This is a genomic window from Psychrobacter pasteurii, from assembly GCF_900162815.1.
GTDB classification, from domain to species: domain Bacteria; phylum Pseudomonadota; class Gammaproteobacteria; order Pseudomonadales; family Moraxellaceae; genus Psychrobacter; species Psychrobacter pasteurii.
Map to the genome: position 1 here is coordinate 1 of NZ_FUGD01000060.1, position 20,230 is coordinate 20,230.

The 20,230-nt window shown below is 42.3% G+C and carries 16 protein-coding genes and 1 tRNA gene; 10 read left to right on the forward strand and 7 right to left on the reverse strand.

Annotated features, from left to right (window positions below; all coding sequences use genetic code 11):
• Positions 1 to 146 precede the first annotated feature (146 nt).
• Complete coding sequence (gene miaB, locus A1232T_RS03750; protein ID WP_077448131.1) at positions 147 to 1,634, reverse strand: tRNA (N6-isopentenyl adenosine(37)-C2)-methylthiotransferase MiaB; 1,488 nt, start codon at positions 1,632 to 1,634, stop codon at positions 147 to 149.
• A 416-nt stretch (positions 1,635 to 2,050) separates the two neighbouring features.
• Between miaB and A1232T_RS03755 the strand changes: the two genes are divergently transcribed.
• The 3 genes from A1232T_RS03755 (at position 2,051) to A1232T_RS03765 (ending at position 5,980) form a co-directional block, all read left to right on the forward strand.
• Positions 2,051 to 4,042: a lytic transglycosylase domain-containing protein gene (locus tag A1232T_RS03755; protein WP_077448162.1), complete on the forward strand. Its 1,992-nt coding sequence runs from the start codon at positions 2,051 to 2,053 to the stop codon at positions 4,040 to 4,042.
• Between the two features lie 405 nt (positions 4,043 to 4,447).
• Positions 4,448 to 5,431: a malate dehydrogenase gene (locus A1232T_RS03760; RefSeq protein ID WP_077448132.1), complete on the forward strand. Its 984-nt coding sequence runs from the start codon at positions 4,448 to 4,450 to the stop codon at positions 5,429 to 5,431.
• Between the two features lie 309 nt (positions 5,432 to 5,740).
• Positions 5,741 to 5,980 (forward strand): DUF2789 domain-containing protein, encoded by a 240-nt coding sequence (locus A1232T_RS03765; protein ID WP_077448133.1) that lies wholly within the window; start codon positions 5,741 to 5,743, stop codon positions 5,978 to 5,980.
• Between the two features lie 154 nt (positions 5,981 to 6,134).
• On the opposite strand, the gene A1232T_RS03770 is transcribed toward A1232T_RS03765, so the two are convergent.
• From A1232T_RS03770 to hflX, 4 genes are all read right to left on the reverse strand, one after another.
• Positions 6,135 to 6,986: a lytic transglycosylase domain-containing protein gene (locus A1232T_RS03770; protein WP_095532724.1), complete on the reverse strand. Its 852-nt coding sequence runs from the start codon at positions 6,984 to 6,986 to the stop codon at positions 6,135 to 6,137.
• Positions 6,987 to 7,381: 395 nt separating this feature from the next.
• Complete coding sequence (locus A1232T_RS03775; RefSeq protein WP_077448135.1) at positions 7,382 to 8,086, reverse strand: LrgB family protein; 705 nt, start codon at positions 8,084 to 8,086, stop codon at positions 7,382 to 7,384.
• Between the two features lie 11 nt (positions 8,087 to 8,097).
• A complete protein-coding gene (locus tag A1232T_RS03780) occupies positions 8,098 to 8,610 on the reverse strand; it encodes a CidA/LrgA family protein (protein ID WP_077448136.1) in 513 nt (170 codons plus the stop codon).
• Between the two features lie 184 nt (positions 8,611 to 8,794).
• Positions 8,795 to 10,243 (reverse strand): ribosome rescue GTPase HflX, encoded by a 1,449-nt coding sequence (hflX, locus tag A1232T_RS03785; RefSeq protein ID WP_077448137.1) that lies wholly within the window; start codon positions 10,241 to 10,243, stop codon positions 8,795 to 8,797.
• A 322-nt stretch (positions 10,244 to 10,565) separates the two neighbouring features.
• On the opposite strand from hflX, the gene A1232T_RS03790 reads away from it, so the two are divergent.
• Positions 10,566 to 11,387 (forward strand): lysophospholipid acyltransferase family protein, encoded by an 822-nt coding sequence (locus A1232T_RS03790; RefSeq protein WP_077448138.1) that lies wholly within the window; start codon positions 10,566 to 10,568, stop codon positions 11,385 to 11,387.
• A 101-nt stretch (positions 11,388 to 11,488) separates the two neighbouring features.
• Entirely contained in the window at positions 11,489 to 12,439 is a 951-nt protein-coding gene (locus tag A1232T_RS03795) for a lysophospholipid acyltransferase family protein (protein ID WP_077448139.1), read from the forward strand.
• A 158-nt stretch (positions 12,440 to 12,597) separates the two neighbouring features.
• Here A1232T_RS03795 and A1232T_RS03800 read toward each other — a convergent pair whose 3' ends face one another.
• Positions 12,598 to 13,638: an aldo/keto reductase gene (locus tag A1232T_RS03800; protein WP_077448140.1), complete on the reverse strand. Its 1,041-nt coding sequence runs from the start codon at positions 13,636 to 13,638 to the stop codon at positions 12,598 to 12,600.
• Between the two features lie 67 nt (positions 13,639 to 13,705).
• A complete protein-coding gene (locus A1232T_RS03805) occupies positions 13,706 to 14,224 on the reverse strand; it encodes an FKBP-type peptidyl-prolyl cis-trans isomerase (RefSeq protein WP_077448141.1) in 519 nt (172 codons plus the stop codon).
• 413 nt (positions 14,225 to 14,637) lie between these two features.
• Between A1232T_RS03805 and rpsL the strand changes: the two genes are divergently transcribed.
• The 5 genes from rpsL to A1232T_RS03830 all read left to right on the forward strand — a co-directional run bounded on the left by rpsL (position 14,638) and on the right by A1232T_RS03830 (position 20,171).
• Positions 14,638 to 15,012 (forward strand): 30S ribosomal protein S12, encoded by a 375-nt coding sequence (gene rpsL / locus A1232T_RS03810; RefSeq protein WP_007395523.1) that lies wholly within the window; start codon positions 14,638 to 14,640, stop codon positions 15,010 to 15,012.
• Between the two features lie 153 nt (positions 15,013 to 15,165).
• A complete protein-coding gene (gene rpsG / locus A1232T_RS03815; RefSeq protein ID WP_077448142.1) occupies positions 15,166 to 15,639 on the forward strand; it encodes a 30S ribosomal protein S7 in 474 nt (157 codons plus the stop codon).
• 404 nt (positions 15,640 to 16,043) lie between these two features.
• Complete coding sequence (gene fusA / locus A1232T_RS03820; protein ID WP_077448143.1) at positions 16,044 to 18,173, forward strand: elongation factor G; 2,130 nt, start codon at positions 16,044 to 16,046, stop codon at positions 18,171 to 18,173.
• A gap of 319 nt (positions 18,174 to 18,492) precedes the next feature.
• Complete coding sequence (gene tuf / locus A1232T_RS03825) at positions 18,493 to 19,683, forward strand: elongation factor Tu (protein WP_077448144.1); 1,191 nt, start codon at positions 18,493 to 18,495, stop codon at positions 19,681 to 19,683.
• Positions 19,684 to 20,095: 412 nt separating this feature from the next.
• Positions 20,096 to 20,171 (forward strand) — tRNA-Trp (locus tag A1232T_RS03830).
• The last annotated feature ends 59 nt before the right edge of the window (positions 20,172 to 20,230 follow it).

Consider the following 20,230-nt stretch of genomic DNA (forward strand, 5'->3'; position numbering starts at 1 on the left):
GTCCTTGCCTATAGTATGCTATGACTTTTATCTTAAAGTCTAGGTCGTAACGCATAAAAATACCCCATAAGTTGTGTCCAACTTATGGGGTTCAGTTCAGAATCACTGGGCGCTTTTTATTCTATAAGCAGTTAACAGCTAGACAATTAGCCTAAGATATCAACCAACTCACCACGTACCATGTGCGGGCTGACGTAATCGTTAATTTTCACGGTCACAAATTTGCCCATCAGATCTTTTTTCTGTTGCTCAGTGGCTTTAAATAAGACTGAGCGGGTGTTGTCAGCGGTCCCTAATAGTTGGTCTGGGTAGCGATCAGCCACTTCTTCAACCATCACGCGTAAGGTTTTGCCGACCATCTCTTCGGTTTTCTTTAGCGTTGAATCACGAATCACTTTTTGAAAGATAGCCAAGCGCTCTTTTTTGGTCGCTAAGCTCACATCATCTGGTAATTCAGCAGCAGGCGTACCTGGACGCTTTGAATAAATAAAGCTATAAGAGTGATCGAAATCTAAATCTTTGGCTAGATTTAGCGTATCTAGGAAGTCCTCTTCAGTCTCGCCTGGGAAACCAATAATAAAGTCACTAGATAGGTGCATATCTGGGCGAACTGCCATCAGCTTTTTGATCTGATTGATATACACATCAATAGTATGGTTGCGTTTCATCGCGGCTAAGATTTTATTAGAGCCACTTTGTACGGGTAGGTGTAGGTGCGATACCAGCTGTGGCAACTTAGCATAAGCCTCAATGATGTCATCAGTGAACTCTAAAGGATGACTGGTGGTGTAGCGGATACGCTCGATACCGTCAACATGAGCCACATAGTGTAGTAACTCAGCAAAGCGGCAAATGCTGCCATCGTCTTTTTCACCGCGATAGCCGTTTACGTTTTGACCCAATAGGGTAATTTCACGTACCCCTTGCTCCGCCAAGCTATCGATTTCAGCCAGTACATCGTCTAGTGGGCGAGACAACTCTTCACCGCGGGTGTAAGGCACCACGCAGAATGAGCAGTATTTTGAACAGCCTTCCATGATAGAAACGAATGCACGGTAGCCTTCTACCTTTGGCTCAGGTAAGAAGTCAAATTTCTCGATGCTTGGGAATGACACATCGACCGTACCAATACGGTCTTTGGGCTTAACATCACGCTGATGGGTCGACTTATCATAAAGCTCAGGCAATCTGTGTAAGGTTTGTGGACCGAACACCATGTCGACATAAGGGGCGCGCTTTTGGATATTATCGCCTTCTTGTGAGGCCACACAGCCACCCACACCAATGACTAGGTCTGGATTGTCTTCTTTTAGCTTGCGCCAGCGGCCCAGCTCAGAGAATACTTTTTCTTGAGCTTTTTCACGGATAGAGCAGGTGTTCATCAACAGCACATCGGCTTCTTCGATATTGTTAGTGACCACCATGTCATGAGAGTCGCCCAGCACGTTACCCATTTTTTCTGAGTCATACACGTTCATCTGGCAGCCTTGGGTGGCAATATAAACTTTCTTCTTTGCTGTTCCTGCAGGCTGATTGGCTTGAGCTAAGCTATCCACAGCTAGGGGTTCAGCTGAGTGTGAGTTATCCGCTGGTTGCTGACGAATAGTTTTAGGGTCAAATAAAGTAGCACTCATATTAAGCAGTCCAAGATGATAGTCAGTAAAAATTATCAAATATAGATAATAAAGAGGGTATAAGACAGATACAGCGATAAAAATATCGGTAAGGGATGCCCATTTAAATGGCAATAATTGGACGTTATTATAACATAAGCTAGTGGGGGTTGAATGTTAAAGCTATCAGATATAGAGTCGATTGTTAAAAAATTAAACTTTGTAAGCAAGCCTGCAACATCAGCTTACATAAAGCATTTTGGCTCACCCTGTTTGTTGCCTATAATCTAGACGAAGACGTGTTTTGATTTAATAAGCTAACTTTTAAATTTTTTAATAATAAGATTGTATCTATGCTAAAAAAAACCTTTACTAATAAACTACCAAAACAGCTAAATACTACGATTAAAGCACGTGGTTTTGGGGCTAAGGCACCTATGGCTGTCTCCTTATTAGCCCTCATGGGTATGACCCAGTTTGCTTGTGCCCAGATCTCTTGGCCAGGCAGCAGCTCTAACTATAGCAATGACACCAGTATCAACTACTTTAATGAAGCCCTGGCAGCTGGTGAGCGCCGAGATTCAGGGGCTTTGTACCAGTATGAGCAAATGATGGGTAATGGCTTATTTGCTATGTATCCTGCTTACTGGCGCTTAAATAATGACATCTCTACCTTGCATCCCAACGTGGTAACCCAGTTTGCTAGCCAATATAGCGGCAGCGTTATGGCAGAGAAGCTGGCTGCAGACTATGCAGAAACCAAAGCTCAGTCTGGCGACTATAATGCCGTGCGCCAAGTGGCCAACTATGTTCACAATGCGGATGATAGTGAAAAATGTGCAGTGGCTTTAGGATTTAATAATGGCGGTGATGCCATGAGAGCAATGGCGCTAAAGCCAGATGTTTGGTTAACTACCAAAAAGCAGCCCGCTTTATGTAGCCAGCTTGCTACAGAAATGAATGGCAACCCGATGATTAATAACGCCGACCGTAAACAGCGCTTGTTGCGTATGTTACGGGTGGGGAATACCGGCGACATCATGGCCTTAGCACAGTCACTAGGTACGCCTATTGCTTATAGTGAACTAAGTGAAATTCAATTAAATCCTGCTGGGTTTTTAACCCGCTTTGGCAATCAGCCCAATAGTGTAAAAAACCAGTACTTATACCTTTATGCCATTGGACGCATCGCTGATAAGTCTTACCGTGAAGCGGCCATTCAAGTAGATTTCGACATTAAGCAAGATAACAATCGTCCGCAAAAACTAATTAATGAAGAGACTCGCCGTTATGCCTATCGTATCCTGGGCGTGAAGCGTATGTACTACAATACCGATGATGGCTTTAATGATGAAGCAATTACTTGGTTCCGTAACAGCTTGGGCGAATCATTTAACTATGAAGAAGCGGAAGACTATGCCACCGCAGCCATTCGTTTTAGTCAGTGGAATGATTTAATTAACGCCATTGGCAGCATGGACAATGAGGTTCAAAAAGAAAATATCTGGCAGTATTGGTTAGCGCGTGCCTACGAGCAAGTTGGAGATGGCAATAAAAAAGCCTTGGCTCGTCAGATTTATCAGCGCTTGGCCAACAACAGTGATTATTACGGGTTTTTAGCTAAAGACAAAGTCAATCAACGCTTTAGTGCGGGCAGTACCGCTTTGCCTAATGTGGCAAGTAGTGATACCAATCGTATGCTTAACGATCCTCACTTTGCCCGTGCCTTTGCTTTGTATAATGCAAATGCCAGCCGTACTTATGCCAACCGTGAATGGAACTGGGCGGTGAAAAAAGCGCGCGATAACAATGACAATAAGATGATTGTTGCAGCTTCTAAATATGCGCATGATATGGGCTGGCTAGACCGCTCTATTTATGCCATCGATAGCACAGAGGGCTTAAATGCCTTTAGTTTATCGCATCCAATGCCGCATCAAAACGAAGTGGTTCGTTACAGCCGTCAAGTGGGTATTGATCCGGCTTGGGCGTATGGCATCATGCGCCAAGAAAGTCGCTTCGTTAGTACGGCACGCTCAGGTGTGGGTGCCAGTGGTCTAATGCAAATTATGCCAAATACTGCCAAATATATTGCGCGTAACCTAGGCGAGACTTACAGTGCTAGCCGTGCCAATAATGGCGATACCAATATCCGTTATGGTACTTGGTATATGAGTGATATTATGGGTAAATTATATAATCAACCGGTACTGGCTACAGCAGGCTATAACGCTGGCCCTAATAAAGCTAAGCGTTGGCAACCTGTTTATGGCTCATTAGCTGCCGACCAATATGTAGAAAGTATTGCATATCCTGAAACTCGTAACTATGTCAAACGAGTGATGGAAAACGCCACCATTTATAGCAGTTTATTAGGTGCTAACATGTCTATTTCACAGCGTATGGGCACCATTCCTGCCGGCTATTAATAATTAGAGTAGGGGATAGCAAGAGATAAATTGCTATCCCTTATTTTTTATAAATTTACAGATAATTAGGTTTGAGCAAAATTTTGAAAGGTGCTACACTTTTACCGCATTAAAAATGTACACCGCTTTATAGAAGGCATTGTCAGCCTGCTACGATTTTTTTAATTGAATACTTGTGCTCTTATGATGATAAGTAATCAGTTCAAAGAGTCTTAGGTTAGGTTGACACTCTGGTAGTGATAGGATGCATTGTAGAGTGTGATTTGCAGCGGATGAAACAGCTGTTTAATTGGGCCCTGCTACATTTGGGCAAATGTGCCGTCACTTGCTAATGGTTGCCTATACATGACAGCTCTTGTCATAACCCAATGGAAAAAAACCTCACTAAATCTCTAGGAGAATTAAATGAAACAACCTGTTCGCGTTGCCGTTACTGGTGCTGCTGGTAATATTAGTTATGCTATGCTGTTTCGTATTGCTTCAGGCGAAATGCTAGGTAAAGACCAGCCTGTAATCTTACAGCTTTTAGAAATCACACCAGCACTTGACGCCCTAAAAGGGGTTGTTATGGAGCTTGAAGATTGTGCCTTCCCATTATTAGCGGGTGTGGTACAAACTGATGATGCTACCGTTGCTTTCAAAGACGCAGACTACGCTTTATTAGTAGGTGCTCGTCCTCGTGGTCCTGGTATGGAGCGTAAAGACTTACTTGAAGCTAACGCTGCTATCTTCTCAGCTCAAGGTAAAGCTTTAAACGAAGTAGCTAGCCGTGATGTTAAAGTATTGGTTGTGGGCAACCCAGCTAACACTAACGCTTTAATCGCTCAGCGTAATGCTCCAGATTTAGATCCACGCAACTTCACTGCTATGACTCGTCTAGACCACAACCGCGGTTTAGCTCAATTAGCTGAAGAGACCAACACTACTGTAAATGACATCAAAAAAATGATCATTTGGGGTAACCACTCATCAACTCAGTACCCAGATCTAACTGAGTGTACTGTTAACGGTAAGCCAGCTTTAGATCAAGTTGACCGTGACTGGTACGAAAACAGCTACATCCCAAGCGTACAAAAACGTGGTGCAGCTATCATTGAAGCGCGTGGCGCCTCATCAGCTGCTTCTGCTGCTAACGCTGCTATCGCTCACATGCGTACTTGGGCTCTAGGTTCTGATGAGAACGATTGGGTTTCTATGGGCGTATACTCACAAGGTGAATACGGTATCGCTGAAGGCCTAATCTACTCGTACCCATGTACTTGCAGCAACGGCGATTGGAAAATCGTTGAAGGCCTAGATACTTCATCTGAATTCTCACAAGAGAAGATGAAAGCGACTGAGCAAGAGCTTAGCGAAGAGCGTGATGCAGTTGAGCACCTACTTCCATAGTAGAGGCTTGATGGGTTTAAATTAATTTTTTAAATCCTTACTGCCATAAAAAAAGCCTGCATTTTTGCAGGCTTTTTTGTCTTTTATTTTCATAAAAATTTGAGGCGATTGGATTAAGTCGACTGACCCAAATTGTTAGAACTTAAAAGCCTTATTATTAACACAATCGCAAAGCTTCTAAATACTTTTCGCACAATCTTATTAAGGGCTTTTGCTAGAATAAATGAGTACTAAGCTATTTAAGCTATTAGCGACAATAAATAATACAAACTAAAAGCCAATAAATTTTTATTAAATAGAGGAAAAGCTATGTTAGGTGAACCAGAATATACTATGAATGAACTTTTTGCTCAGTTGGGTCTAGAAAGCTCAGATGAAGCCATTGATAAATTCGTTGCTGAGCATTTATTAGACAAAGACACTTCATTAATTGAAGCTGATTTTTGGACCGATTCACAGCGTGCTTTCTTACAAGAAGAGTGGAAAAGAGATGCCGCTTGGGTTGAAGTTATTGATGAGCTAAATGTTCGCCTACACCCTACGGCCTAATTTTTGGTCAGTAACTATTTATTCAGTAAGTTATTCAGTAGCTATTTGTATTAGTGAATAACTTATATTTGTGTATACAAAAAGGCCTTCTAATTAGAAGACCTTTTTTAATGCAGTTTTTAATATCAGCTTTTGGCTAAGATCTAGCTACCCACTATTGTGTATAGCTGTTGCTAGTAGTCCCAAAAGAGGTCGAGCTAGCCGCATAGTTTTCAGCTGGATAGCTAGGCTCTGAGGTGGCTGCGGCCACAGTATTAAACGAAGAGCTGCTGGTTTTATACAAGCTGTTATAACGATTAAGTACCCTTTGAACGTAGTTGCGAGTTTCTCTAAAAGGAGGAACCCCTCCGTATTTATCTACGTTACCTTCGCCTGCGTTATAGCCTGCTAAGATATGTTCAATTTTTCCGTTAAAGCGTCTGCTTAACCAAGCCACATATTTAGCAGCCCCTTCGATATTTTCTGAAGGGTTCCAAGCATTGACCACTGAGAAGCGGCGGGCAGTAGCTGGCATAAGCTGCATTAAGCCTTGAGCACCCACAGGAGAGCGAGCATTGGGGTTAAACGAGGATTCGGTGTGCATCATGGCTTTTAGTAATCCAGGGTCAATACCATGGCGTTTGGCCGACTCAAGGATGTAATGATCGTAGAGATTATTGCCAGACCCAATGCTACTGCTGTTTGAATTGCTTGGATTGGGGCTATTTGGCATATCACTAAAGCTTCTAGAGTTTAGCGTACTAAAGTAGCTAGGCTCTTGGATAGTTAAGGTGTTGGCCGTTGTTACATCTGCCCCTGAGTTTGGGTAGTAGTTAACTTTGACTTTCTTTGAGTATTTGTTGAAGTTACCAGAAGGATTCACATTGGTGAGGAGTACCTGACCAGAATCATCTTTATAAATGTACATATTTCCAGCATTTGCTGCCAATATGCTTGAAGAGATAATTATTGAACCGGCAACCAAACTGGCTGAACGAGTTAGAACTTTATTCAACAATTCAGTCATATTCATTATTCACTTATTTGAGGCTATACAATTTATATATTAGCAGGTTGTAATGTAGTAGTGGCTTACAGGTTTGCCGATAAGATAAGAGCAACTTATAAGCTTGCTTAAACTATATAAACTACGATAAGACAACGTAATATAGCACTATTAAACATTTATATCTAACAGATAATCCCTTCTGTATCCGATAAACAGCAGTTCAGAAAGAATAAGAAATATTGTTACTGGAAGTAAGTTTTAAGCCAGTATGGTCTGTTTATTGTTAAGAAAAACAGTATCGTTTTATGATAACCCCTCTTATAGCAGTGCCGTATAGCGATGCAGTAAAAACCTAGATTTAAAACTTATAATTTACAGCCTTACTGATAATTTACTTAAAGTATGGCCAGCAATTAAAGTAAGGCCGCCAAAAATATGGGTACCCAAACTGCAGTAACTAAGCCATTAACCGCCAAACCAAATGCTGCATATCTGCCCGCAGTCTGACTGATTTGCCAAGCTTCTACAGTACCAAAAGCGTGGGCAGCTAAGCCTAAAGCAAGCCCTTTGGCCCTATCATCTTGTACATTGCGGAATAGAGGTCTGGCTACCGCACCGCCGAGTAATCCTGACACAATGATAATGAGGTTGGCTAATGCTAGAGGGGATTTGATAATTTCCGCCACGCTTAATCCAATCGGAGTGGTCACAGAACGGGTGGCAAAGGCCAAAATTGTGTCATGGCTCAAGGATAAGGCATAAGCCATTCCCATAGGAAGTAAAGCCCCAACTAAGCTGGCTATTAATACAATAATAGACAGCTTTTTAATAGGCAATCCCTTTAGGTTCATCGTGGCCAAAGGAATGGCCAACAACACAGTCACGTAGCCCAAAAGAGGGTCAAATATGGGCTTAGCCACCGCATAGTAATGCTCATAGTCCCAGCTGAAAATAAATAAGAACACCAGTACCAACACCAAGGCGGTAATTACCATGGGTAGGCCGGCGATTCGTTTGGATAAAATGCGGGCCAACACGTGGGCTACCAAGGTCAGCATAAAAGCGGCAAATACCGTAAATAAAGTGGTGCCTTCAGGCATAAGTTGTAATAGATTCATCACTTATCGCCTTAATTATGAGTATCGTTAGAAGGGTTTGAGTTGGCCTTAGTAGAAGTTGGATCTTTTTCTACTGGGGTTATATCTTGATCAGTAGTGGCATTTTGCTCACCATTTAGCCAGACGTTAGACAGTTTTGCCAGACCCCATAAAGGAATTAAAGTACTGATAACCAGAGTTAGCATAATTCCCCATAGCTCATCGCCTAGTCCAAAGATTAGTAAGCCTGCCCCAGCAGATACCGGCAAAAATGCGAAGCCACTGTCTACCAATAAAGTGTTACTGGCATTAGTAAGCCATTCTGGAACTCCGATTGTAAAGCGCACCACCATCAGTAGGACAAAAAAAGCAATCATGCCCACAATATTGCCCGCACTGGCAAAGCCCAATGCCTGACAAACTAGCACTGCAGTTTCACGAATAACAATGACAATAGCTAGGGTTAAAAGAATGGCTATGGGAAGTGAAAGACTAGATCTGGGTTTCGACAACTGATTATTAGAAGAGTTTGAAGCGGTGGGCATGAGTCATCCTTAATAATCGAGACTAAAGCAAAGACAATAAGCTATGGAAGCTAGATTCTACCAAATCATATCAGTTAAAGGGGAAGCGTTAAGCAAATTTTAAACCAAAAAAAAGAGCCTTAAGGCCCTTTTTTAATAAAATTATGAGAATTGCTATAAATCGTTGTTATAAAACAAAGCTAAATTAATCGTTAGACTCTTGTTCAGAAAGTGACTCTGGGTTCTCGTCTAGCTCATAATCAGCAAGTTCTTCTTCTAAGTTAGCATCAGACAGTAGCGCTTGTTCAGCCTCTTGTTTTAACTCTTTTTCAAAAGGCTCAAGCTTAGGAATTAATAGCTCAGCTTGCTCTTTTGGTAATACCTCAAAAGGATCAATATCTGATTGACCTAACAACTGCTGCAATTTATCTGCAGGCAGACGCAAAGTTAAAATCTCATGACCAGACTCATCATAGCTTTCTTGTTCTACCACATCTAAGCGATACAACTCATTTTTTAGATTGCCGGCATGAAAAGGTAGGGTTAACTCAAAAGTATTTAACTTACCGGTAAGCAGTTGTTGCACTGCAGTGGTCAGCATGCTCATGCCTAAGTCTGATTTGGCAGAGACATAGACACGGCTGGGTACTCCAGGTTCACTATATTTGATGCGCGCAGGCTCATCTGTCAGATCAATTTTATTGTAGACGTTTAGCACGGGCACATCACTGTTAATCTCAGCCAATACCGATTTAACAGCTTTTATTTGCTCGTGCATATCTGGGCTTGAAGAGTCGATGACGTGCAGCAATAAGTCCGCTTCTAGCGTCTCCTCCAAGGTGGCATGGAAAGATTCAACCAATTCGTGAGGTAAGTGGCGGACGAAACCTACAGTATCTACCAACACTACGCGGCCAACACCTTGCCAGTCTAAGCGTCTAAGCGTGGGGTCTAGCGTTGCGAATAACTGGTCGGCTGCATAGATGTTTTCATCAACCAAGCGGTTAAATAAAGAGGATTTCCCCGCGTTGGTGTACCCCACTAAAGACACGGTTAATACATCAGACTTTTGACGTTTGGCTCGACCTTGAGCTCGGGTCTGCTTAACTTTATCGAGTCTGGCTTTTAGCTGCGTCACGCGAATTTGTAGTAAACGTCTGTCCGTTTCTAACTGAGTCTCACCGGGACCGCGTAAACCAATCCCCCCTTTTTGACGCTCTAAGTGAGTCCAACCTCTGACTAGGCGGGTAGCCAAGTGGTTTAATTGCGCTAACTCAACTTGGAGCTTACCTTCATAGGTACGAGCGCGCTGGGCGAAAATGTCTAAGATAAGCCCAGTGCGGTCTAACACACGACATTGTAATAAGGCTTCTAAGTTTCGTTCTTGAGAAGGGGTAAGGCTGTGGTTGAAAATAACAATATCTGCTTCTAAAGCTTGTACTTGTTCAGCGATTTCTTGCGCCTTACCACTACCAATAAAATACTTAGCATCGGGCTTTTGTCTTGATCCTGTGACTACAGCCAACTGCTCAGCCCCCGCAGAATCGACTAAGAGTTTGAACTCTTCTAAATCATCTGGGTCTGAGATTTGTCTAACTTCTAAATGTACTAAGATGGCGCGTTCACCACCTTCGTGTCTGTCAAAATACTGCAAAAATATCCACCTATTCTTAAAATTTAAGGGAGACAACCTGAGCGAAAATAGAAGTATTGAGTGATTCTCAGGTCGTTATGTCTTATTAATGCCGTTAAATGAGTGAAATTAAAAGGGGTAAGGGCAAAAATAGTACAAATATAAGACAATAAATAGTAAGCGAATCAAAACCAGTGAACAGTTGATTACTGGAATTAATTTATTTGCTATACTCTTTTATCTTAAAATTTTTTGGTTCAGAGTTTATGGTTAGGATAGGTCATCAAGCTGTTCAAGCCATAGCTTTTATATTTTTATTAATCAGTTAAGTACGGGCCTTGCTATGAGTTTGAAATCTAAAATTGAAGATGCCTTTAAGTTGACTACCAGAAATAGTGTCAAGCGGAGTAAAACAGCTGTGGGCCTAGTAGATACAGTAATTGGTGGCTATAGAGCCGCAACGAAGATTGATGCTTGGCGTGAGCCGCCAAGAGATATTTTGCCCAAGTATATTCAAGCTTTTTGTCGTAAATCAGCCAGAGCCTTAGGAGTAGAAGTCATTGAGGTTGAGCCTGTACCTAAGACACATGCGCTGTGGGCCTCTAACCATGTTTCATGGATGGATGTTCCTGTGATTGGCAGTGTTAGTCCGGCCTTTTTCTTATCGAAGGCAGAAGTGGCGAAAATGCCAGTCATGGGGCCTTTGGCTAAGGTTGCTGGCACTTTGTTTATTCAACGTGGCTCAGGGGATGCCGGCTCGGTCGCTTCACAAATGGCTACTTTTTTAAAACAAGGATACTCAGTCGTATTTTTCCCTGAAGCCACCACCACCAACGGAAGACAAATTAAGAAGCTACATGGCAAGTTACTACAAGCAGCGATTGATGCAGATAAGCCCATTCAGCCCGTAGTTCTGTGTTATGTAAACAAAGAGGGTGAGCTGGATGATACCGTGCCTTATTATGGTGGCATTAAGTTAAAAGATAGCTTGATGAGTGTTATCGATGGCGATTTGGTCACAGCTTACGTATTAGCCTTAGAGCCTTTGTACCCTGAAGATAAGACGCGTGATGAGCTGACGGCTGAGCTTCAAGAGCGTATGCAGGCAGGCTTAGAAGAGCTGCACAGTCGAGTGGTTAAAAGTAAAATGATTTCGTCAAAGTGATAAAAACAACATAATTGTAATCAAAATAGACGAAAACTGTGACATATTAACGGTGTTTTACCGCTATAGTGGCGCATAACTGATTCAATCAAGGAAGTTTTATGCAAAAAAACACTATAGCGACTGATAAAGTCCAAAACAAAAACAAACTAGGCAAGACCTCTATAAATAAGTCGATTGTCAGCAAGACGATAAAAACTAAAGCCGGCAAACTGCTGCCAAAGAAGTTAACTAAGCAGCTGAAACGAGCGCAAGTTATCAAAGGTATGGGCGAGACTATGGTCGGTGGTTATCGCGCCATCTCTAAAGTAGATGGCTGGGGTGAAGTACCGAAACGTGATGATTTACCCCGCTATAACAAGACTTTTTGTCGTAATATGGCCGCCGCCTTCCACATTGATGTTGTGGCTGTTGAACCGATTCCTGAAACTCATGGGCTGTGGGCGGCTAACCACGTGTCTTGGATGGACATTCCAGTGATGGGTAGCGTGGTACCTGCTTTTTTCTTATCAAAAGCAGAAGTAGAATCTATGCCAGCCTTTGGTCGCTTGGCCCGTGCTTGTGGTTCGTTATTTATTAAGCGTGGCTCGGGGGACTCAGGCAAAGTTTCAGGTCAGATTACTGAGTTTTTGAAAAAAGGCTATTCTATTATCTTTTATCCTGAAGGCACCACCACCGATGGCAGCCATATCAAAAAGATATACGGAAAATTACTGCAAGCAGCTATGGACGCCGACAAGCCTATTCAGCCCCTTGTCGTTTGTTATGTCAATGCGGAAGGTGAGCTAGATGATCAGGTACCCTTTGTTGGCGATACCTCATTCACCAAGAGCTTCTTAAATGTTATGGATTGTGGTCCGGTAACGGCTTATATTCTACCGCTTGAGAAAATTGAAACGGCAGGTAAAACCCGTGATGAGTTGACCCAGCTATTACATCATAACTTGCAGCAAGGCCTAGAAGACTTGCATGATAGAGTGCTTCATAAAGCTACTGACTCTAAGGCCACTAACTCAGATAATGCAAAAGAAAAGCAAAAGTCAGCGGCTTAGATCATAACTAACCGCTGAAATAAAAGCGGATTTAGTAGTAGATGTAAAAAAACCACTGGCTACTTAAAGTAACCAGTGGTTTTTGATTTATAGGAATATATTTATATAGATCAGCAGTGGCTTATATAAAGCGTGTTTGTTTCAATAAATGCTGTAACCTAAGGAGATGGGTTTGGCTGCTGAGTATGCACCGCCTCAATAGCTTGTAATACATCCTCACTCAATTCAAGATTAATACTCTCAATGTTAGATTCGAGCTGCTCAATAGAGGTCGCACCAATAATGTTACTGGTCACAAAATGACGACTATTAACAAAGGCGAGGGCCATTTGTGCCATATCCAGTCCCGCTTCTTCAGCAATACGAGCATACTGTTCAGTTGCCCATTTTGCTTCCTCATTAATGTAGCGCTGGAAGCGATCATACATGGTCAAGCGAGCCCCTTCCGGCTGTTTGCCACCTAAGTACTTACCTGATAATACACCGAAACCTAAAGGAGAGTAAGCTAGTAGGCCCACGTTTTCGCGGTGAGAAACCTCTGCTAAGCCCACTTCATACAGACGGTTAAGTAAGCTATAAGGGTTTTGAATGCTGATAGGTCCTTTTAAACCGTTTTTCTCAGCTTCCCACAAGTAGCGCATCACGCCCCAAGTGGTTTCGTTAGACAATCCCCAAGCTCTAATGCGACCTTTTTTGATTTCCTCATTTAAAGCTTCGATAGTTTCTAAAAACGGGGTTAAGTCTGATAAATCTTGTTGGGCCATTTCTTCTGTGTAGCCCAACTGGCTAAAGAAGTTGGTCTCACGCTCAGGCCAATGCAACTGGTAGACATCAATATGGTCAGTTTGCAGGCGCTTTAGATTGTCATCAAGGGCTTCGCTAATGTGCTTGGCATTAAAACGGGTTTTACCCTCACGCAAAAAACGCATGGGTGAGATTTTGCTGGCAAGAACGACTTCATCACGGCGTTTATTCTTTGCAAACCAAGTCCCAATAAAGCGCTCAGTATCGCCTTGCTTATCTTCAGCAGGCGGAGAAGGGTACATCTCTGCTGTATCCCAGAAGTTAACGCCTTGCTCTAAAGCAAAGTCCATTTGCTCATGTGCTTGAGCTTCAGTATTTTGCTGACCCCAAGTCATGGTGCCCAAACAGATTTTGGAAACTTTGTCACCAAGTTGGGGCAGGGTGGTATATTTCATAATAGATACCTTTTTCTTTATTGTATTTATTTGCTTAGTTTGACTTAGTATTTAATAAAGCCAAAAACTACATCAATTGCACGCCCACTTGACCAGGAGGGGTCACTTTAAAGATCTGGACTTTAAATAGTAGCGGTTGGCCGGCTAGAGGGTGGTTAAAGTCGACTTCTACTTCATCTTCAGTGACTTTGCTGACCACACCAGGCAAAGTGTTTTTGCCCTTATCTTCAAACTCAATCATCATACCCACTTCTGGGTTGGCTTCGGTTAAAGCAAATTGAGTGCGGCTGAAGGTTTGTACGTTGTCTTTGTTCCATTCACCAAAGGCTTGCTCAGGCTCTAAATGAGCGGTACGGGTGTCACCAGCGCGCAAGTTGTTTAATACGCTTTCAAAACCTGGCAGTAAGCTTTCATCACCGATAGTTAAGCGTACGGGCTCAGGGCGATTGAATGTTGAATCAATAACCGTACCATTTTCTAGAGCGACTTCAAAGTGAAGTTGGACTTGGCTGCCATGGGTAATACGGGTGTCTTGGTTGGGATTGATAAAGGTGGCTGAGTCTGCAGAAGCATTAGAGTTATTCATAGTTAGGTCACTTAGGATTGTTTTTAGACAATAGGGTGGCTTTAAAGAGGATATTATTCCACTGTATTTGGGCTAAGATAGTTTATCATAAAGCACAGAGTTGCAGGTTTAGCCTGCCACAAAACTGCTTAACAAAATATTATTAAAGACTGCCCCTTGAAACTTAGTAGGAATGGCCTAAAATAGGGAAGCTCAAAGCGATTTATTGTTTAATCTCAATGGTAACTGCCACTTGAGTATTCTGCAATAAGTCTATATAATATAGTGTCCGAAAAATGGGTAAGCTGTCGAAGCATTAATAATAAGCTTAACGTGGCCTAAGATTTATTCTTACAGTCATTATAAGCTTAGACCGCAAATGACGGCTTGGTAGCCCATTTTTTTGTATTTAATAAACGGGAGAAGGATGCCTTATGGCAACAACTAACCAATTGATTCGTAAGGGTCGTAAAGTATTAAAGGAAAAGTCTGGCGTTCCTGCTTTACAATCATGCCCACAACGTCGCGGTGTATGTACTCGTGTATATACTACCACTCCAAAGAAACCAAACTCAGCCATGCGTAAAGTATGTCGTGTACGTTTGACTTCAGGTTATGAAGTATCTAGCTACATCGGTGGTGAAGGTCATAACTTGCAAGAGCACAGTGTTGTACTAATCCGTGGTGGTCGTGTTAAAGACTTACCAGGTGTACGTTATCACACTGTTCGCGGCGCACTTGACTGTGCAGGCGTTAAAGACCGTAAGCAAGGTCGTTCTAAATATGGTGCTAAGAAGCCTAAAGCTTAATTAGCAAATTACTAAATAACATGCATGGGATCGGTGTTCTGCTAATTTGCAAACATACCACCATGCAGTAAGGCTGGCTGGTAACCACTATTTAAACCTATATTCGTATATGGTTATGAATGCCAGACAACCCTGAAGACAAGGAAAATTATTATGCCAAGACGTCGCGTCGTCGCTACTCGTGAGATCCTACCGGATCCAAAATTTGGTAGCCAAACAATCGCTAAATTCATCAACCACGTAATGGTTGATGGTAAAAAATCTACTGCTGAACGTATTGTTTACGGTGCATTAGAGCAAGTTGCTGAAAAACGCAACATCGAAGATCCAGTTGCATTCTTCGAAGAAGTACTTGAAAACGTTCGCCCAATGGTTGAGGTTAAAGCTCGCCGTGTTGGTGGTGCTACGTATCAGGTTCCTATGGAAGTACGCCCATCCCGTCGTACCGCCTTAGCAATGCGTTGGTTAGCTGACGCTGCTTCTAAGCGTTCTGAAAAATCTATGGCTTACCGTTTAGCGGGTGAGTTAGGCGATGCCCATGAAGGTAAAGGTAACGCTGTTAAGAAGCGTGATGAAGTTCACCGTATGGCAGATGCTAACAAAGCATTCTCTCATTACCGCTTCTAATTTAAGCAATTACTCTACAATTGAGTGTGCTTAAGCAGTAATAAGTATAGTTATCACGATTTAGGGCTATTAGGAATAAAGATTCATAATAGCCTCTTACAAAAAAAGTTACATAATATATGGTTTGCTTAACTGCCTAATTTGGTAAATTACAGTGAACGATATAACCGTAATACCGTTAAGTTTTGAGAAGTAATGGTGAGTTGGGAAAACTGCCTACAATACAGACAGTTTCATTCTAGCTAATCGATGATCTAGCCATGAGTACCCAAGCTGATAGTCTGTATAACCTCCATCAGCCCAGTATCATAAAACTGTCATCTTTTGAAGCTACTCTAACCTCCTGCCTATCTCAAGCTATTACAACGAAATAAATTATAAAGACATTCCATTAGGAAAAAATTATGGCACGTGCAACCCCCCTAAACCGATATCGTAATATTGGTATTTCAGCACACATTGATGCTGGTAAAACAACCACGACCGAACGTATTCTATTCTATACCGGTGTAAACCATAAGCTAGGTGAGAGCCATGACGGCGCAGCTACTATGGACTGGATGGAACAAGAGCAAGAGCGTGGTATTACTATTACCTCAGCAGCAACGACTTGTTTCTGGTCAGGTATGGGTCAGCAATTCCCACAGCATCGTATTAACATCATTGACACCCCGGGCCACGTTGACTTCACGATTGAAGTAGAACGTTCAATGCGTGTACTTGATGGTGCATGTATGGTTTATTGTGCGGTTGGTGGTGTACAGCCTCAGTCTGAGACTGTATGGCGTCAAGCTAACAAATATAAAGTACCTCGCTTAGCATTCGTTAACAAAATGGACCGTGTTGGTGCTGACTTCTACCGTGTTAAAGAACAAGTTAAAACACGCCTAGGTGGTAACCCAGTTGCTATGGTTATTCCAATTGGTAAAGAAGACGACTTCGAAGGTGTTGTTGACTTAATTACCATGAAAGCTATCTATTGGGATACAGCTTCTCTAGGTATGGAATACGAAGAGCGTGAAATTCCAGCTGAATTACAAGACAAAGCAGAAGAGTACCGTAGTGAATTAGTTGAAGTTGCTGCTGAAGCAAACGAAGAGCTAATGAACAAGTACTTAGAAGGCGAAGAGCTAACTGAAGAAGAAATTCATGCCGCTATCCGTCAGCGTACTATCGCTAACGAAATCATTCCAATGTACTGTGGTACTGCCTTTAAAAACAAAGGTGTACAGAAGATGTTGGATGCGGTAATTCAGTATATGCCAGCTCCTCAAGACGTACCTGCAATTAGAGGTATCCTTGATGACAAAGACGAAACTGAAGGTACTCGTGAAGCTTCTGATGAAGCACCATTCTCAGCACTAGCGTTCAAAATCATGAACGACAAGTTCGTTGGTAACCTAACGTTCGTACGTGTTTACTCTGGTGTTATCAAGCAGGGTGAGAGTGTTTACAACCCAGTTAAGATGAAGCGTGAGCGTATCGGTCGTATCGTACAGATGCATGCTGAATCACAACAAGAGCTTGAAGAAATCCGCGCTGGTGACATCGCTGCCTTAGTTGGTATGAAAGATGTAGGTACTGGTGACACTCTATGTGATGAAAAAGAAATCATTACTCTAGAGCGTATGGAATTCCCTGATCCTGTAATCAGTCTAGCAGTTGAACCTAAGACTAAAGCTGACCAAGAAAAAATGTCAGTAGCTCTAGGTCGCCTAGCTAAAGAAGATCCATCGTTCCGTGTACACACAGACGAAGAATCAGGTCAGACCATCATCAGTGGTATGGGTGAGCTTCACTTAGAAGTACTTGTTGACCGTATGAAGCGTGAGTTCAAAGTAGAAGCTAACATCGGTGCTCCACAAGTAGCTTACCGTGAAACTATCCGTGGTACTGTTGAGCAAGAAGGTAAATTCGTTCGTCAGACTGGTGGTCGCGGTAAGTTCGGTCACGTTTGGTTGAAGCTTGAGCCTCTAGATCTAGATGAAGGCCCAGAGTACGAATTCGCTGAAGAAATCGTTGGTGGTGTTGTACCAAAAGAGTACCACAGTGCGGTTGATAAAGGTATTCAAGAGCGTATGAAGAACGGTATCCTTGCCGGCTACCCAATTGTTGGTGTTAAAGCGACTTTATACGACGGTTCTTACCATGACGTTGACTCGGATGAGCTATCGTTCAAAATGGCTGGTTCTATCGCATTCAAGAAAGGCTTCATGAATGCTAACCCAGTACTGCTTGAGCCAGTGATGAAAGTTGAAGTTGAAACTCCAGAAGAATACATGGGTGATATCATGGGTGACTTAAACCGTCGCCGTGGTATGGTTCAAGGTATGGACGACTTACCTGGTGGTACTAAGCAGATCCGTGCTGAAGTTCCATTAGCTGAAATGTTTGGTTATGCAACTAACCTACGTTCACAGTCGCAAGGTCGTGCAACATACTCTATGGAATTCCAAAAGTATGCTGAAACACCTAAGTCTGTAGCTGAAGAGATTATGAAGAAATTCTCTGGCAAAGATGACGACGAAGAGTAAGATCGATTAAGTTAAAGCTTGATAAGAGGGGTAGCTAACCATTAGCTACTCCTTGAAAATAAAAAGTAATTACAAGTTCTTGGTATTCCTAAGCGGAATACATTGTAAGTAGTTGATGAATTTATGACCAATTACGTATCAAGGGCTTGTCATTTACTGTTGTTTTCTTATATCATTTGCGACTGACTTGATCACCATTTTCAAGGATCATTATTTTTAAGAACCTTATTTTCTGACAGTCCTAAAATAAATAGTGTTATTTATGACAATTATTTATCCGCTGTCTTAATTGAATTAGTATTAATAAGAGGACATACTCATGGCAAAGGCCAAGTTTGAACGAAGCAAGCCACACGTTAACGTTGGTACAATCGGTCACGTTGACCACGGTAAAACCACTCTAACTGCAGCGATCGCAACAGTAGCAGCTAAGACTTCTGGCGGTGACGCTAAAGACTACGCAGCTATTGACTCTGCACCAGAAGAAAAAGCACGTGGTATTACAATTAACACGTCACACATTGAATATGACACTGAGACACGTCACTACGCACACGTAGACTGCCCAGGTCACGCTGACTATGTTAAAAACATGATTACTGGTGCTGCACAGATGGACGGCGCTATTCTAGTAGTATCAGCGACTGACGGCCCAATGCCACAAACTCGTGAGCACATCCTACTATCACGTCAGGTTGGTGTACCATACATCATCGTATTCATGAACAAATGTGACATGGTAGACGACGAAGAATTACTAGAGCTGGTAGAAATGGAAGTACGTGAATTACTTTCAGACTACGACTTCCCAGGTGATGACACTCCAATCATCAAAGGTTCAGCACTAGAAGCCCTAAACGGCAACGACGGTAAGTACGGTGAGCCAGCAGTAATCGAATTACTAGAAACTCTAGACACTTACATCCCAGAGCCAGAGCGTGACGTTGATAAGCCATTCCTAATGCCTATCGAAGACGTATTCTCAATCTCAGGTCGTGGTACAGTAGTAACTGGCCGTGTTGAGTCAGGTATCGTACGCGTTGGTGACGAAATCGAAATCGTTGGTATCAAAGACACAGTTAAAACAACTTGTACTGGTATCGAGATGTTCCGTAAGTTACTAGACGAAGGTCGTGCTGGTGAGAACTGTGGTGTACTATTACGTGGTACTAAGCGTGAAGACGTACAACGTGGTCAAGTACTAGCTAAGCCAGGTTCAATCACTCCACACACTAAATTTGACGCAGAAGTATACGTACTGTCAAAAGAAGAAGGTGGTCGTCACACTCCATTCTTGAATGGTTACCGTCCACAGTTCTACTTCCGTACTACTGACGTAACTGGTGCAATCCAATTACAAGAAGGTACTGAAATGGTAATGCCAGGCGATAACGTTGAGATGAGCGTAGAGCTAATCCACCCAATCGCTATGGACAAAGGTTTACGTTTCGCAATTCGCGAAGGTGGCCGTACTGTAGGTGCTGGTGTTGTTGCTAACGTTAAAAACTAATTTTAGTTTAACGTAGTAAAGCATTATGCTAAAAAAGACCGTCTCTTTGAGATGGTCTTTTTTTATGGCTAATTTTTAGTTGATCACACTTGCTTCCGAAGATATTAAACCTAGAAGAGGGGAGTTTTGTGACTTGAGGTGGTAATAGTCTAGGGCAGGGCAGATAAATGAGCTTAGCCTTATGAAATTATGATAATACCGCTTAAATAACAGCGTTAATATCAACAAAGCGAGTGATTTAGTCAAAAGTGACTTGAGTTCATCTCAATAAACGCTTAAAATGTCGCCACTAATGACTACGATCAACACAGTATTTCATTGGCTGTGTCTTATTTTGAAAGAAACCTAATGAGTATTACTCACAAGGGTTGCATTCCACAAAAAAGATTGTATAATAGTCAACCTTAACTAAAGGCGATTGGCTCAATTGGTAGAGCATCGGTTTCCAAAACCGAGGGTTGGGGGTTCGAGTCCCTCATCGCCTGCCACTTTATTACTGTTTGAGCTTAACGAAGTTCTAAGCTTAATAGCTTGCTAAGCCTAATAG

Bases quoted from the DNA above. Each gene is read 5' to 3' on its own strand.
- miaB (WP_077448131.1), bottom strand. From the start codon at position 1,634: ATGAGTGCTACTTTATTTGACCCTAAAACTATTCGTCAGCAACCAGCG.
- A1232T_RS03755 (WP_077448162.1), top strand. From the start codon at position 2,051: ATGGCTGTCTCCTTATTAGCCCTCATGGGTATGACCCAGTTTGCTTGT.
- A1232T_RS03760 (WP_077448132.1), top strand. From the start codon at position 4,448: ATGAAACAACCTGTTCGCGTTGCCGTTACTGGTGCTGCTGGTAATATT.
- A1232T_RS03765 (WP_077448133.1), top strand. From the start codon at position 5,741: ATGTTAGGTGAACCAGAATATACTATGAATGAACTTTTTGCTCAGTTG.
- A1232T_RS03770 (WP_095532724.1), bottom strand. From the start codon at position 6,986: ATGACTGAATTGTTGAATAAAGTTCTAACTCGTTCAGCCAGTTTGGTT.
- A1232T_RS03775 (WP_077448135.1), bottom strand. From the start codon at position 8,086: ATGAATCTATTACAACTTATGCCTGAAGGCACCACTTTATTTACGGTA.
- A1232T_RS03780 (WP_077448136.1), bottom strand. From the start codon at position 8,610: ATGCCCACCGCTTCAAACTCTTCTAATAATCAGTTGTCGAAACCCAGA.
- A1232T_RS03790 (WP_077448138.1), top strand. From the start codon at position 10,566: ATGAGTTTGAAATCTAAAATTGAAGATGCCTTTAAGTTGACTACCAGA.
- A1232T_RS03795 (WP_077448139.1), top strand. From the start codon at position 11,489: ATGCAAAAAAACACTATAGCGACTGATAAAGTCCAAAACAAAAACAAA.
- A1232T_RS03800 (WP_077448140.1), bottom strand. From the start codon at position 13,638: ATGAAATATACCACCCTGCCCCAACTTGGTGACAAAGTTTCCAAAATC.
- A1232T_RS03805 (WP_077448141.1), bottom strand. From the start codon at position 14,224: ATGAATAACTCTAATGCTTCTGCAGACTCAGCCACCTTTATCAATCCC.
- rpsL (WP_007395523.1), top strand. From the start codon at position 14,638: ATGGCAACAACTAACCAATTGATTCGTAAGGGTCGTAAAGTATTAAAG.
- rpsG (WP_077448142.1), top strand. From the start codon at position 15,166: ATGCCAAGACGTCGCGTCGTCGCTACTCGTGAGATCCTACCGGATCCA.
- fusA (WP_077448143.1), top strand. From the start codon at position 16,044: ATGGCACGTGCAACCCCCCTAAACCGATATCGTAATATTGGTATTTCA.
- tuf (WP_077448144.1), top strand. From the start codon at position 18,493: ATGGCAAAGGCCAAGTTTGAACGAAGCAAGCCACACGTTAACGTTGGT.